The 809-nt window shown below is 69.5% G+C and carries 1 protein-coding gene; it reads right to left on the bottom strand.

The features are described from left to right. Nucleotides 1–809, bottom strand: an 809-nt coding sequence (locus tag AC31A1_RS52090; protein WP_489660024.1) for a condensation domain-containing protein, incomplete at both ends; no start/stop codon positions are given.

Below are 809 nucleotides of genomic sequence, written 5' to 3'. Positions count from 1 at the left end.
GGAGCAACCAGCGTCGGCTCCTCCGCCCCCGCCAACTCCTCCCGCCACGCAACCCGCGCAGCCTCCCGATCCTGACGGCCGAGCCACGACAGGTAATCCCGGTACGACCGCACCGCAGGCAACGCCCCGGCATCCCCGCCCGCGGCGTACGCCGCCGAGAGTTCATCGATCATCACGGACAACGACCAGCCGTCAACGACGCTGTGATGCGACGTCATCACCAGCCGGTGGCGCCGCTCGCCGAGACGAAGCAGCAACAGCCTCAGCAGTGGACCCCTCGCGAGATCGAACCCAGCGGACAGCTCGTCCCCGGACAACCGGGCTGCCTCAGCTTCCGCCTCGGCCTCCGTGAGACCACTCAAGTCGACCTCCCGCCAAGGGAGTTCCACCTCCTGCGGGACGACCTGCACCGCTTCACCCGACGCCAGCCGATGGAACCCCGCACGCAAAATCGCATGCCGCCCCACCACCACATCCCACGACGCCCGCAGCCGACCAACGTCCAAAGGCCCGTCCAGAGCGAGCGCACGCTGACCGGCGTACACATCCGCCCCAGCGCCCTCGTCGAGAGACGCGTGGAACAACAGCCCTTCCTGGAGCGGGGACAGCGGCCACACATCCTCCACACCGGACACCGCCGACTCCAGCTCCTCCACACCCTCCTGAGACAGGGAAACCAGCGGGAAGTCGGAGGGGGTGTGGCCGCCGGCCGAGGGGTCGGCGGTGTGCGCGGCGAGGCCGTTCAGCAGCCCGAGCCAGGCCCGGCCCAGTTCCTCTACGTCGGTTTCGTCCAGCAACGCGTCGGGCCA

This window comes from Streptomyces sp. P5F9 (genome assembly GCF_057961495.1).
Note: the sequence above shows the minus strand (reverse complement) of the source record. Positions and strands in the feature narration are given on the sequence as shown.